The sequence below is a fragment of the Streptomyces krungchingensis genome (assembly GCF_054729265.1).
The window spans coordinates 4,625,817-4,637,614 of the sequence record NZ_JBPUKY010000001.1; the positions used below are offsets into that span (position 1 = coordinate 4,625,817).

Consider the following 11,798-nt stretch of genomic DNA (forward strand, 5'->3'; position numbering starts at 1 on the left):
CGTCCGGTGCGGTGCGTCGCACGGCGGAGGATCACCCGCGTACTGGCCGTACTCGGGTGGTCCGACAACGCGGCGAGGTGCCGTGCCGGGCGTCGCGGACCCGGGCTGATCCGAACGAAACCCCCTGGGCAAGGCCCCCCTTCGGCTCCACGCTGTCAGGACGGCCGCCGGGGACGGCAGCACAATGGACGTGGGACATGGCTGACGCACGACTCGGACACGGCGAGGGGAGCGGCCGACATGACTACGAAGATCCTGATCGTCACGGGCGACGCGGCGGAGTCGCTGGAGGTCCTGTACCCCTACCAGCGCCTGCGCGAGGAGGGCTACGAGGTCGACATCGCCGCCCCCGCCCGCAAGCAGCTCCGGTTCGTGGTCCACGACTTCGAACCCGGCTTCGACACGTACACGGAGAAGCCCGGCTACACCTGGCCCGCCGACCTCGCCTTCGCCGAGGTCGAGCCCAGCCGGTACGCCGCTCTCGTCATCCCCGGCGGCAGGGCACCGGAGTACCTCCGCAACGACCCGGAACTCCGCAAGATCCTCAAGTCCTTCTTCGACACCGACAAGCCGGTGGCGCAGATCTGCCACGGGCCCCTGCTGACGGCTGCCGTGGACGGCCTGCGCGGGCGGCGGGTCACGGCGTATCCCGCGCTGGAGATGGACATGCAGGCCGCCGGGGCGACCTTCCAGGACGCGGAGGCCGTGGTCGACGGCACCCTGGTCTCCTCCCGCGCCTGGCCGGACCACTCCAGCTGGATGCGGGAGTTCCTGAAGGTGCTGCGCGCCAAGGCACCGGCGAGCTGACCGGAGGCCGACGGGGCGGGCTCCTGCGGGGCCCCGACGCCCTCGGGCTGCCCCTCCGGGCTCCGGCGACGCCCGCTCCCGGCGCCGGTCAGGCCGCCAGACGCTGCGCTTCCTCGACGGCCTCGGCCAGGCTGTCCACCACGGGCACGCCGACCTCCTCCAGGCTGGCGCGGCTGTGCGAGCCGCCGGTGTAGAGCACGGCCCCCGCGCCCACGCTCCGGGCGGCGAGCGCGTCGTCGGCCGCGTCCCCGATCACCACGACGCGGGACGGCTCCACACCCGAGAGCGCACCCACGTGCCGCACCATGTGCTCGGCCTTGCTGCCACCGGACGGTCCGGTCCGCCCGTCGACCCGTATGAAGTGCGACTCGATCCCGAATCCCCGGACCAGCGGAACCAGTTCGTCGTGCACGTACATGCTGAGGATCGACTGGCTGCGCCCCGCCGACCGCCACCCCGCGAGCAGCTCGGTCGCGCCCTCGGTGAGCCCGCACGCGACGCGGTGCTCCGCGTAGTACCGGTGGAAGGTCTCGTCCATGATCTGCCACTCGGCGTCCGTGGGCAGCCGACCCATCAGCCGTTCGTAGAACTTCGGCACCGGCACGCAGTACAGCGCTCGGTACCGCTCCAGCGTGATCGGCTCCAGCCCCAGCTCGGCGAAGGCCGCGTTCGTCGCGCCGATGATCGCCTCATTGTCGTGGAACAGCGTGCCGTTCCAGTCCCAGACGATGTGCGCAGCTCCGTGCATCCCCATACCAAGAACGTACCTGCCGCCACTGACATCGCGCCCCCGACTTACTGACGCGAGGGCCGTACCGCGGGGCGGGCGTCAGTCGCCCTGCCCCACCAGGTTGGGGATCTCCTGCGTGGCGAACCACAGCAGCTCGTGGTCCTCGGCACCGTCCACGACGAACTGGGCGTCGTCGTCCCCCATGTCCGCCGCGCCGAGCGCCTGGGCCGCCGCGGACACGTCCGCCTCCGCGTCGTCCGCGTCGACGTGCACGGCCGCCGCCTTGGCCAGCGTCACGGCCTGGGAGACCCGCACCTCGCCGAGCGCAGCGGGGTCGAGCCCCCGGTCGGGGTCGGCGACGGCGGCCCGGTCCGGCACGTCCACCGCGACGACGACCCGCCGCCGTACGGCACCCGGGTCGACGGCGATCAGCCGCAGCGAGGCCAGCGCGGCACGGCTCAGCGCCGCGTACTCCAGCTCCTCGATGTCCTCGGAGAGGTACCACTCACGCAGCGCGGGCGTCACGGCGTACGCGACGAACGGTCCCGCCGCCAGCTCCCCCGTCTTGTACGCCTCGGCGAGACCGGAGAGGGTCAGGGGGACGTAGACGCGCATGGCTGCCACTTTCGTCGTCGGACTGCGAGGAGGGCGGTCCTCCGGAGAGGGAGGTGAACGCCTCCCGGGAGGGCCTTCAGGATACGTGCGGGCGTCCCCTTTCGAGTCCCCGGAGGCACCCTCCACGGCGTCCACCCCGGGCCCCGGATTCACCCGGTACTCCCCCGTGCCGACAGGGCCGACGTCCGCCGGACGCCCCTGATAGGTGAACCTCCCGGGCCCCCGCGACACGCGCACCGCTTCGTTGCGAAGGCCTTCCCACGGCCCGTACAAGATCCCCAGCACGCAAGTTACCGCCCGGTATCGACCGGGCCCAGCGACCGGGGACGACGCATGAACAAGGTGATGACCAGGACGAAGCGGCACCCGGGCACCCGCCCGCCGGGGCGCCAGGACACCCGCGGGCCGGGCGGCACACCGCCCCGGGCGCCGGGTGCGCCCCGCAGGACACCGGGCGGCAGCCCGCCACCGCCGCCGCCGGGCACGGGCGGCACCCTCCCGGCCCCGCCGGGCCCGGGAAGCCCCCGTCCAGCAGCGCCGGGCGCGGGAAGCCCTCGCCCAGCGGCCCCGGGCGCGGGAAGCCCTCGTCCAGCAGCTCCGGGCGCGTCCCTTCACGCCTCGGTGCCGGGCACGTCCTCTCCTACGTCGGCACCAGGCACGTCCCCACGTACGTCGGCGCCGGGCACCCGCTCCCGTTCCGCCCCGGCGGGCACGTCGCCGCGTACGGCCCCCGCTCGCGGCCGTACGGCGACGGCGACGGCCGAGGGCGCCGCCGTGACGGCGCCGGGCAGCGGCGCGCCCCTCGGCGCGCCCGTCCGCGGCCCTGGACGGACCGCCCCGCAGCCCCGGCCCACCGACCTCTTCGCGGAGCGCCTCGTGGCCGTGCTGAGCGGCCGGCGCCCCGTGCACTGCATGCTGCGCCACACCGTGGGCCGCGCCTACGACGAGCTGGCCTGGCTCGCCGAACGCGGCCCCCTGCGCACCCGCGGCACCCAGCCCGTCGTCCGCGACATCGGCTACTACGTGCCGCGTCGCGGCGCCATCGAGGCGTTCGCCCGGATCGGCGCAGGTGACCAGCTGCGCGCCATGGCCTTCCGCCTGGAGCAGGGCCCCGACCTGCGCTGGCGCTGCACGGCGGTCGAACTGGGCGGCCCCCGCATGCCCCACGACTGAGCCCGCCGCACACCCGAGCGACGCGAAAGGCCCCGGGCACGGCGAAGGTCGGTGTCCCAAGGCGACGCGAGAGCCAACGGCTCCGGGCAACGCGAAGGGCCGGGCACCCCGAGGTGCCCGGCCCTTTCACGCACGTGCGGCGTGCGCGGCGAACGTCACTTCCTGCGGCGACGCGCACCCTTCTGCTGCTTGCGGCGCTCCGCGCGCGTGAGGCCGTCGGCCTCGGAGCGCACGGGCTCGTCGTCGTGGGTGAAGTCGCCCTCGACGATGCCTCCCTCGCCGTCCACGGTCGGCGCGGAGAAGTGCAGCCGGTCCCGTCGCTGCGGGGCGTCGAGGCCCTTGGCGCGGATCTCCGGACGCGCACCGGCGGGGACGACGTCCTCCTTGTCGAGGGACGGCGCGGTGTCCTCGACCGGGACCTCCTCGACCTGCTGCTCGACCTGGACCTCCAGGTTGAACAGGTAGCCGACGGACTCCTCCTTGATGCCGTCCATCATGGCGCTGAACATGTCGAAGCCCTCGCGCTGGTACTCGACCAGCGGGTCCTTCTGCGCCATGGCACGCAGGCCGATGCCCTCCTGGAGGTAGTCCATCTCGTAGAGGTGCTCACGCCACTTGCGGTCCAGGACCGACAGCACGACCCGGCGCTCCAGCTCACGCATGATCTCGGAGCCGAGCTGACCCTCACGGGACTCGTACTGCTCGTGGATGTCGTCCTTGATGGACTCGGAGATGAACTCGGCGGTCAGACCGGCGCGGTCACCGGCGGCCTCCTCCAGCTCGTCGATGGTGACCTTCACCGGGTAGAGCTGCTTGAAGGCGCCCCACAGCCGGTCCAGGTCCCACTCCTCGGCGAAGCCCTCGGCGGTCTCGGCCGCGATGTACGCGTCGATCGTGTCGTCCATGAAGTGCTGGATCTGCTCGTGCAGGTCCTCGCCCTCCAGGACGCGGCGCCGCTCGCCGTAGATGACCTCGCGCTGGCGGTTGAGGACCTCGTCGTACTTCAGGACGTTCTTGCGGGTCTCGAAGTTCTGCTGCTCGACCTGCGACTGGGCCGACGCGATCGCGCGCGTGACCATCTTGTTCTCGATCGGCACGTCGTCGGGGACGTTGGCCATCGACATGACGCGCTCGACCATCTGCGCCTTGAAGAGCCGCATCAGGTCGTCGCCGAGCGACAGGTAGAAGCGGGACTCGCCCGGGTCGCCCTGACGGCCGCTACGACCGCGCAGCTGGTTGTCGATACGGCGCGACTCGTGCCGCTCGGTGCCGAGGACGTAGAGCCCGCCGAGGTCCTTGACCTCCTGGAACTCGGCCCGCACGGCCTTCTCGGCCCGCTCCAGGGCGTCCGGAAGCGCGGCGGCCCACTCCTCGATGTGCTCCTCCGGGTCGAGGCCGCGCTGGCGCAGCTCCGCCTCGGCGAGGTCGTCGGGGTTGCCGCCGAGCTTGATGTCGGTACCACGACCGGCCATGTTCGTGGCCACGGTCACGGCGCCCTTGCGGCCGGCCTGGGCGACGATCGTCGCCTCCCGGTCGTGCTGCTTGGCGTTCAGCACCTCGTGCTGGATGCCGCGCTTGCTCAGCTGCTGCGAGAGGTACTCGGACTTCTCGACGGACGTCGTGCCGACGAGGATCGGCTGGCCCTTCTCGTGCTTCTCGGCGATGTCGTCGACCACCGCGTCGAACTTGGCTACCTCGGTGCGGTAGATCAGGTCGGACTGGTCCTTGCGGACCATCGGCTTGTTGGTCGGGATCGGGACGACGCCGAGCTTGTAGATCTGGTGGAACTCGGCGGCCTCGGTCATCGCCGTACCGGTCATGCCGGAGAGCTTGCCGTAGAGGCGGAAGAAGTTCTGCAGGGTGATCGTGGCGAGCGTCTGGTTCTCGTCCTTGATGTCCACCCCTTCCTTCGCCTCGATCGCCTGGTGCATGCCCTCGTTGTAGCGGCGGCCGGCGAGGATACGGCCGGTGTGCTCGTCGACGATCATGACTTCGCCGTCGATGACGACGTAGTCCTTGTCCTTCTTGAAGAGTTCCTTGGCCTTGATGGCGTTGTTCAGATAACCGACGAGCGGGGTGTTCACCGACTCGTAGAGGTTGTCGATGCCCAGCCAGTCCTCGACCTTGGAGACGCCGGACTCGTGGATGGCGACGGTGCGCTTCTTCTCGTCGACCTCGTAGTCGCCGGTCTCCTCGATGCCCTTGAGGGGGTTGCCGGCCTCGCCCTTCTTGAGGCGGATGACCAGCTTGGCGAAGTCGCCGTACCACTTGGTGGCCTGGTCGGCCGGGCCGGAGATGATGAGCGGCGTACGGGCCTCGTCGACGAGGATGGAGTCGACCTCGTCGACCACCGCGAAGTTGTGTCCGCGCTGCACCAGTTCGTCCTGCGACCACGCCATGTTGTCGCGGAGGTAGTCGAAGCCGAACTCGTTGTTCGTGCCGTAGGTGATGTCGCACGCGTACTGCTCGCGGCGCTGGGCCGGCGTCATGTTGGCGAGGATGCAACCGACGGTCAGGCCCAGGAACTTGTGGACGCGGCCCATCATCTCGGAGTCGCGCTCGGCCAGGTAGTCGTTGACCGTGATGAGGTGGACGCCTTCTCCGGAGAGGGCGTTCAGATAGGTGGGCAGGGTGCCGACGAGCGTCTTGCCCTCGCCGGTCTTCATCTCGGCGACGTAGCCGAGGTGGAGCGCGGCGCCGCCCATCAGCTGCACGTCGTAGTGACGCTGGCCCAGGACGCGCTTGGCCGCCTCGCGGACGGTGGCGAACGCCTCGGGCAGCAGGTCGTCGAGGCTTTCGCCGTCGGCGTACCGCTGCTTGTACTCATCGGTGAGGGCCCGCAGCTCGGCGTCGGAGAGGTCGACGAAGTCCTCTTCGATGGAGTTGACCTGGTCCGCGATGCGGTGCAGCTTGCGCAGGATCTTGCCTTCGCCTGCACGCATGATCTTCGAGAGGACGGACACGGGGGTTTGTCTCCTTGCCGGTCGGGCCTGGGACGGTCGGTTTCACTGACACTTACAAATCACAGCTTGAGCAACGGCCATCGTAAGCGAGGACCACACCGCGCCGGGAGGTCTGCCCGCGACAGCCACTAGGACAACGGACGGGGCTTGCCGAAGGTGCCGCGTTCGCTCGTCGAAAAGTGACCGGACGATCACTCACGGCAAAGGGATGGCGCCCCTCCGGCCTTCCCGAGCAGAATCGCCCGATGGACCCCGTCACCCTGACCACCGACCGTCTCGTACTGCGCGTCGTGGGCCCGCACGACACCGACGCCGTGTACGAGGCCGCCCAGGATCCGGACATCCAGCGCTGGACCACCATCCCGTCGCCGTATCTGCGCGAGCACGCGGCGGGCTTCACCGACCAGATGGTGCCGGACGGCTGGGCGGACGGCTCGATGTTCACCTTCGGCGTCTTCCTCCCCTCCGGCGAGCTGGTGGGCATGCTCGGCATCACGATGCGTTCCCTCGGCGTCGGCGAGATCGGTTTCTGGGCGACGAAGGAGCACCGCGGCCGCGGCTACATCACCGAGGCCACCGTCGCCGCCTCCCGCTGGGCCTTCACGGATCTGTCCGTCGACCGCGTCGAATGGCGCGCCGAGGTCGGCAACGCCGGCTCCCGCGCCGTCGCCGAGCGCGCCGGCTTCGTCATCGAGGGCACCCTCCGCTCCGCCATCAACAACAAGGGCGTACGGCGCGACTGCTGGGTCGGCTCGTTGCTCCCCTCGGACCTGGGCCTGCCCTCGACGGCCCCGTACCTCCCGGCCCCCGACCGCCCGTCGGGGGTCTGAGGGCCTGCTCGGCCCGGCGCCCCTCGGCCTCCCCAGCCGGAGGTGAGCCGGCTCGGAGCCCACTGTCAGTGGCACCGCCTACCGTGTGGGCATGACGAGCCTCCCGCGTCCCCTCGCAGAACTCTCCGCCGACGAAGCCCGCCGCATCGCCCTGCGGGCCCAAGGCTTCCTGGGAGCCCCGGACCGCAGGTCCGGCGTCCGCGGAGTGCTGCGGCACCTCGGCGCGGTCCAGCTCGACACCATCTCCGTGCTCGCCCGCTCCCACGAGCTCGTGCCGTACGCCCGTCTCGGCGCCGTGGGCCGCAAGACGGTCGACTCGGCCTACTGGACCGGCACGCACGCCTTCGAGTACTGGTCGCACGCCGCCTGCATCCTCCCCGTCGAGGAGTGGCCCCACTTCGCGTTCCGCCGCCGCGCCTACCGCTCGCGCCCGCACTGGAACCACGCCCTGCCGGACGGCACGTACGACCAGGTGATCAAGCAGCTCCGGGCGGAAGGCCCGCTCACCGCCACGGACCTGGGCGGCGCGAAGAAGACCAGCGAGTGGTGGGACTGGTCGGGCACCAAGGTCGCCGTCGAGCGCGCGCTGATGTACGGCGAGGTGGTGTGCACGGAGCGGCGCGGCTGGAAGCGGGTGTACGACCTCGCGGAGCGCGCCATCCCGGAAGAGCTGCTGCACGACGAGCTGGACGACGCGGAGTGCCTGCGCCGTCTCGTCCGTCTCGCGGGACAGTCCCTCGGCGTCGGCACGCGCGCGGACATCGCCGACTACCACCGCCTCAAGGGCGAGCAGGTCGACGCGGTGATCGCGGACTCGGGCCTGGTCCCGGTGAGGGTGGAGGGCTGGGGCAAGCCGGTGCAGGGCAGAAGCGGCGCGAGCCAGGCCGGACGGACGGCGGCGGACGCGTGGGCGGACCCGGCGGCCCTGGAGACGGCCCCGCGCGGCCGTCACCGCACCACACTGCTGTCGCCGTTCGACTCGCTCATCTGGGAGCGGGCGCGCACCGAGCGGATCTTCGGCTTCACCCACCGCCTGGAGGCGTACACGCCCAAGCCGAAGCGGGTGTACGGCTATTTCGCGATGCCGGTTCTCGCCGGCGGCCGTCTGGTCGGCCGTGTGGACCCCGCCCGGGAGGGCCGCACCCTGGTCGCCAAGCAGGTCGGCCTCGACGGCCCCAAGGCCGTCCCCGCGGTGGCCCAGGCTCTGGTGGAGGCGGCGAGCTGGGTCGACTGCACGGACGTACGGGTGGAGCGGGTGGACTCTCCGGAGCTTCGCGAGCCGCTCGCCCGGGAGCTTGCGCGCGCCCTGGGATGACAGGGGGCCGCGCCGCGTGATCACGGCGGACCCTGGCGGAAGCCGGCGGCTCCGCCGGGGCCGGTGTCGGGGTCGTGGACGGTGTCGGGGTCGGGGTCGATCAGGCGGTCACGCCGTCGGACGGTCGTGCGGTCAGGCCGTCACGCCGTCGCGCGGTCGTGCCGTCAGCGGATTTCGAGGATCTTCTCCCGCATCGCGTACACCACGGCCTCCATCCGGGAGTGCAGCTGGAGCTTCTCCAGGATGTTGCGCACGTGGTTCTTGACCGTGTTCTCGGAGATGAACAACTCCTTGGCGATGTCCCGGTTGTTCATTCCCGTGGCGACGAGCTTGAGCACCTCCAGCTCACGGTCGGTGAGCCGTGGCGCGGGCACCAGGCGGCGCTCGTCGGTGCGCTGGATCATCGACTTGAACTCGGTGAGGAGTTTCGACGCCATCGAGGGACTGATCTGCGACTGGCCGTCTGCCACCGCGCGAATGGCGGTGGCCACTTCGTCCGTGGAGATCTCCTTGAGGAGATAGCCGGTGGCGCCCGCCTTGATGGCGTCGTAGAGGTCGGCCTCTTCGTCACTGATCGTCAGCATGATGATTTTCGCGCTGGGGGCGACCTCCTTGATGGAGGTGCACGCCTCGATGCCGCCGCGTTTGGGCATCCGCACGTCCATGAGCACGATGTCGGGCAGCAGATCGGCCGCCTTGTCGACCGCCTCCGCCCCGTCGCCCGCCTCGCCGACGACCTGGATGTCCTCCTCGGCCGCGAGCACGATCTCCAGACCGCGGCGGAAGAGGGCGTGGTCGTCCACGACGAGGACCCGGATGGGCTCCTTGCGCGAAGAGCCCGTGTCCGGGCCCATGCCGACCACGCCGTCGTCGGCGTCGTCGTCACGCATCGGTCCGAAGCTGTCCGCCATCGTTCCTCCCCCTGAAGGCCGTGGCCTGTGTTCCTGTGCCATCGCCAACCCAAGGCAACGGCCCACCGGTTGGGCCGGTGCGGCCATGATTCCATGCCCGGACGACAGTGCGGTGACAGAGCGGTGCTCCAAGTGGTCGCACACCGGTGCCCCTGGGGGCGCACACGCGCTCCAGGGGCACCGGCTCAGCTGTCACCGGGAGGGTCAGCCGCCGAGCGCACCGCCCGGCGCTTCCTCTCCGGCCTGCGTGACCATGGGGTCCGTGCTGAGGTGGATGACGCCGTAGTCGTACGCGTGCCGTCGGTAGACGACACTGGGCTCCTTCGTCTCGGAGTCGACGAAGAGGTAGAAGTCGTGCCCGACCAGCTCCATCTCGTAGAGCGCCTGGTCGAGCGTCATCGGGGCGGCCACGTGGGTCTTCTCGCGGACGACGAGGGGGCCTTCGCCCATGACCTCGAGCGAGCCGATCTTCTTGGTCGGCACACTGTCCGGTTCCTCCTCGCGGACGACGCTCCCGTTCCCGTTCAGCGTCGCGGCGCCGGGGACGTGGTCGGCGACCTCCGCCGCGGAGATCCTGCCGCTGCCACGGCGGGTGTAGCGCTTGTCGTGCTGCTTGCGCAGCCGTGCCTCGAGTTTGTCCGCCGCCAGATCGAGTGCTGCATACGGGTCGCTCGCCGCTGCCTCCGCCCGGATCACCGGACCGCGGGAGCGGAGGGTGATCTCCACTCGGTCGCAACGGTCGGCCTGTCGGGGGTTGGGCTCCTTGGACACCTCGACGTCGAGGCTGATCACCTTGCCATCGAGCTTCTGGATCTTCTCCAGCTTCAGCTTCTCGGCCACGTGCTTGCGGAACCGCTCGGGCACCTCGGTCTTGCGGCCCTTGACGACGATGTCCACGCAGAACTCCGTTCCCGGATAGCTCCGCTCCACTGGCGGAGCATCTCCCTTTTGCACCCGGCTCCGGTGTCTCCCGGAACCTCGGACTCGGTGACTTTCACCTCCTCCTCCCCCATGGGCAAGATCTCCACCCCACCGATGCGGGTGATTGCCGGAAACCCGCAGCACGGCATTCGGATTAGCGAGGTCCGGCCTGCGCCATTGCCTCACAACCGAACATATCTCGCCCGGACGGATGTCGTCACCCTCTACTGCGGCGTACCTCCGTTCAGGTGAATTGACCGTCTCATTACCTGCAACGATGCAAGTTCTCTGTCAGTTCCGGTTTATTTCGAAAGCGTCCGGTGACGCCGCGATCACGGCCGCGCAGGTCGTGTCGGGCCTCCCGTCCATGACTTCGCCACTACCCGCCATTCGCCGAATCACTTCCGTCAGAACCGCCCCGTCCTCCTCTTCACCCACTTGCCGTACGGCCGATCGAGCCATCCGGACGGCTCGTGCCGCCTCCGTCAACGAGGCTCCCGTCGTCATCAGGTCGTCCACGAGCACCACCGGCCCGCCGTCCACCAGCAGCCGCGCACCTGCGGCGGCCACCTCCAGGGCGCCCGCGAGATTCTCCAGCCGCTGGCGGGAATTGAGTCCCGACTGGTCGGCCACGGCGCGCCGCTGCCGCAGCACGGCCACCACCCTGGCCGGTGTCCCCGTGCGCCGCAGTTCGCCCGCCGCCGCGAGCGCGATCCGGCGCACCGGATCGTGTCCCCGGGCCCGCACGGCCCGCCGTGAGGACGGCACGGGGACGAGGAGCAGCGGCCCGACTCCCGTGTCGCACGTTTGCCCCTTCCTGCCCCTGGGCCGCCCCTCCGGAGCCGTGTGGCGCGCGCCCGGACCAGCTCGTCGCGCGCAGCCCGGCCCTACCCGTACGGCCCCCGCCAGGGCCGCTCCGAGAGGGGCCGCGAGCGCCAGCGCACCCCTTTCCTTGTGGGCGAGCAACGCTGCCCGCACCTCGTCCTCGTAGGGAGCCGCCGCGTGCACCACGGGCAGCCCGCGCGGCTCCGGCACCGGTCGCACCCGGCGCGGTGCGGCCCCGGTCAGGGCGGCACGGCACTCCAGGCAGAGCACCGTACGAGGCCGTCCGCAGCCTCCGCACTCGGCCGGCAGCACCAGGTCGGTGAGGTCCTGCCACCACCCCCGCATGACCACCACTGTGCCAATACGGGGACCTACCGGCCACCCCTGTGGACAACTCCCTGTGGACAACGCGGGCAGGCGTCGGGAGGGGCCGCCCGGGGGTTCGGTGCACGCCGTACGAGCACGAGGCCGGGGATCCGTACGGCACGGGGCCTGCCGGTGTACGGCGTAGGGGCAGAGGCCTGCCGGTGTACGGCGTAGGGGCAGAGGCCTGCCGGTGGACACCGCACGGGGCCGGGCTGCCGGTACACGTCCGGCGTAGACATGCCGACGCCCGCCGCCGGGCGGAGGCCGCCGGCAGCTCCGCGCGGTCGGACGGACGCCTGTCGGCTTCGCGAGCCGCCGGGCGGAGGCCCGGCGGCTCCGTAC

General features: G+C 70.9%; 10 protein-coding genes. 4 read left to right on the forward strand and 6 right to left on the reverse strand.

Annotation, left to right across the window (positions count from 1 at the left end; genetic code table 11):
* The first annotated feature begins 240 nt into the window (after positions 1-240).
* Positions 241-807, forward strand: a complete 567-nt coding sequence (locus tag ACSYGO_RS20380; RefSeq protein WP_426675413.1) for a DJ-1/PfpI family protein — start codon at positions 241-243, stop codon at positions 805-807.
* Between the two features lie 88 nt (positions 808-895).
* Here the strand turns inward: ACSYGO_RS20380 and ACSYGO_RS20385 are convergent, their stop codons facing one another.
* A complete protein-coding gene (locus tag ACSYGO_RS20385; RefSeq protein WP_095934733.1) occupies positions 896-1,561 on the reverse strand; it encodes an HAD family hydrolase in 666 nt (221 codons plus the stop codon).
* Positions 1,562-1,636: 75 nt separating this feature from the next.
* Positions 1,637-2,152, reverse strand: coding sequence for a DUF6912 family protein (locus tag ACSYGO_RS20390; RefSeq protein ID WP_426675412.1), 516 nt, complete (start codon positions 2,150-2,152; stop codon positions 1,637-1,639).
* A gap of 774 nt (positions 2,153-2,926) precedes the next feature.
* Here ACSYGO_RS20390 and ACSYGO_RS20395 point away from each other — a divergent pair.
* Positions 2,927-3,325, forward strand: coding sequence for an Rv3235 family protein (locus ACSYGO_RS20395; protein ID WP_460387207.1), 399 nt, complete (start codon positions 2,927-2,929; stop codon positions 3,323-3,325).
* A 155-nt stretch (positions 3,326-3,480) separates the two neighbouring features.
* Here the strand turns inward: ACSYGO_RS20395 and secA are convergent, their stop codons facing one another.
* Positions 3,481-6,288 carry a preprotein translocase subunit SecA gene (secA, locus tag ACSYGO_RS20400; protein ID WP_426675410.1) on the reverse strand — a complete coding sequence of 936 codons (2,808 nt, stop codon included), beginning with the start codon at positions 6,286-6,288 and terminating at the stop codon, positions 3,481-3,483.
* 245 nt (positions 6,289-6,533) lie between these two features.
* Here secA and ACSYGO_RS20405 point away from each other — a divergent pair, with 245 nt between their 5' ends.
* Positions 6,534-7,118 (forward strand): GNAT family N-acetyltransferase, encoded by a 585-nt coding sequence (locus tag ACSYGO_RS20405; RefSeq protein WP_426675409.1) that lies wholly within the window; start codon positions 6,534-6,536, stop codon positions 7,116-7,118.
* 91 nt (positions 7,119-7,209) lie between these two features.
* Positions 7,210-8,433 carry a winged helix-turn-helix domain-containing protein gene (locus ACSYGO_RS20410; protein ID WP_426675408.1) on the forward strand — a complete coding sequence of 408 codons (1,224 nt, stop codon included), beginning with the start codon at positions 7,210-7,212 and terminating at the stop codon, positions 8,431-8,433.
* A 164-nt stretch (positions 8,434-8,597) separates the two neighbouring features.
* Here the strand turns inward: ACSYGO_RS20410 and ACSYGO_RS20415 are convergent, their stop codons facing one another.
* From ACSYGO_RS20415 to ACSYGO_RS20425, 3 genes are all read right to left on the reverse strand, one after another.
* Positions 8,598-9,344: a response regulator transcription factor gene (locus ACSYGO_RS20415; protein ID WP_359491470.1), complete on the reverse strand. Its 747-nt coding sequence runs from the start codon at positions 9,342-9,344 to the stop codon at positions 8,598-8,600.
* A 204-nt stretch (positions 9,345-9,548) separates the two neighbouring features.
* Positions 9,549-10,241, reverse strand: a complete 693-nt coding sequence (gene hpf / locus ACSYGO_RS20420) for a ribosome hibernation-promoting factor, HPF/YfiA family (protein WP_426675407.1) — start codon at positions 10,239-10,241, stop codon at positions 9,549-9,551.
* Positions 10,242-10,556: 315 nt separating this feature from the next.
* Positions 10,557-11,435 (reverse strand): ComF family protein, encoded by an 879-nt coding sequence (locus ACSYGO_RS20425; RefSeq protein ID WP_460387208.1) that lies wholly within the window; start codon positions 11,433-11,435, stop codon positions 10,557-10,559.
* Between the last annotated feature and the right edge of the window lie 363 nt (positions 11,436-11,798).

Excerpts from the sequence above, each read along its gene's own strand:
- ACSYGO_RS20380 (WP_426675413.1), top strand. The coding sequence starts at position 241 with ATGACTACGAAGATCCTGATCGTCACGGGCGACGCGGCGGAGTCGCTG.
- ACSYGO_RS20385 (WP_095934733.1), bottom strand. The coding sequence starts at position 1,561 with ATGGGGATGCACGGAGCTGCGCACATCGTCTGGGACTGGAACGGCACG.
- ACSYGO_RS20390 (WP_426675412.1), bottom strand. The coding sequence starts at position 2,152 with ATGCGCGTCTACGTCCCCCTGACCCTCTCCGGTCTCGCCGAGGCGTAC.
- ACSYGO_RS20405 (WP_426675409.1), top strand. The coding sequence starts at position 6,534 with ATGGACCCCGTCACCCTGACCACCGACCGTCTCGTACTGCGCGTCGTG.
- ACSYGO_RS20410 (WP_426675408.1), top strand. The coding sequence starts at position 7,210 with ATGACGAGCCTCCCGCGTCCCCTCGCAGAACTCTCCGCCGACGAAGCC.
- ACSYGO_RS20415 (WP_359491470.1), bottom strand. The coding sequence starts at position 9,344 with ATGGCGGACAGCTTCGGACCGATGCGTGACGACGACGCCGACGACGGC.
- ACSYGO_RS20425 (WP_460387208.1), bottom strand. The coding sequence starts at position 11,435 with ATGCGGGGGTGGTGGCAGGACCTCACCGACCTGGTGCTGCCGGCCGAG.